The sequence below is a fragment of the Marinobacter sp. BW6 genome, assembly GCF_008107725.1.
In the GTDB taxonomy this organism is placed as follows: Bacteria; Pseudomonadota; Gammaproteobacteria; order Pseudomonadales; family Oleiphilaceae; genus Marinobacter.
In genome coordinates, this window is sequence record NZ_VIRN01000039.1 from 1 (window position 1) to 612 (window position 612).

General features: G+C 68.3%; 1 protein-coding gene and 1 pseudogene. One reads left to right on the forward strand and one right to left on the reverse strand.

Features of this window, described 5'->3' with window-relative positions:
* A partial coding sequence (locus tag FMN52_RS19740; RefSeq protein ID WP_205424895.1) for a hypothetical protein occupies positions 1-355 on the reverse strand: 355 nt, incomplete at its 3' end.
* Between FMN52_RS19740 and FMN52_RS04210 the strand changes: the two are divergent.
* Positions 354-612 (forward strand): annotated as a pseudogene (locus tag FMN52_RS04210) (SAM-dependent methyltransferase); the annotation flags it as partial. The gene FMN52_RS19740 and the pseudogene FMN52_RS04210 sit on opposite strands and share 2 nt — an antisense overlap.

A 612-nucleotide genomic window follows, 5' to 3' on the forward strand; every position in this document is an offset into this window, starting at 1 on the left:
GATCCTGGCCAACCAGGTGCCGCTGTTCGAGCGGGGCAGCGCCACCGGTCTCTATTGAGCATGCAGGCGGATCGCCGCGACGCGCCGGCCCATCCCGCCAGGCGGGGCCGACAACCTGAACGGCCGGCGTCAGGCGCCGCGACCCGCCGAGCAGCGCCAACCGGCGAACGAGGTGCGGGTGACCGTGGTGGAACAGACGCTGCCTCTGAGAAACCGCGCCTGCGGCGCCTTCCAGGAAGGCAGCCTCGAACGACGCGACTGCCGAGCCCATATCGGGCTGCAATTCCGCGATTGAGTGGGCTGCGGGTTCGCGACTCGGCTGGCCTTCCTGGGAACACTTCTGAGGTTTTCGCATGACGGATCTTGAACACGCGGTGGAAAGCAACCGACGCGCCTGGGACGCGTCCGCCGACAGTCACCTGCGTGGCAGCGGCTGGCAGGAATTGTCGCTGGCGGTACAGGAAACCGGCTTCAGGTGCCTGGACGAGACCCTGGCTGGCGTGCTGCGCAATCTGGACCTGGCCGGCAAGGCGGCGGTCCAGGTCGGCTGCAACAACGGCCGGGAAGTGCTTTCGCTGTACGCCTTCGGCGTCGCGCGGGCGGTTGGGATCG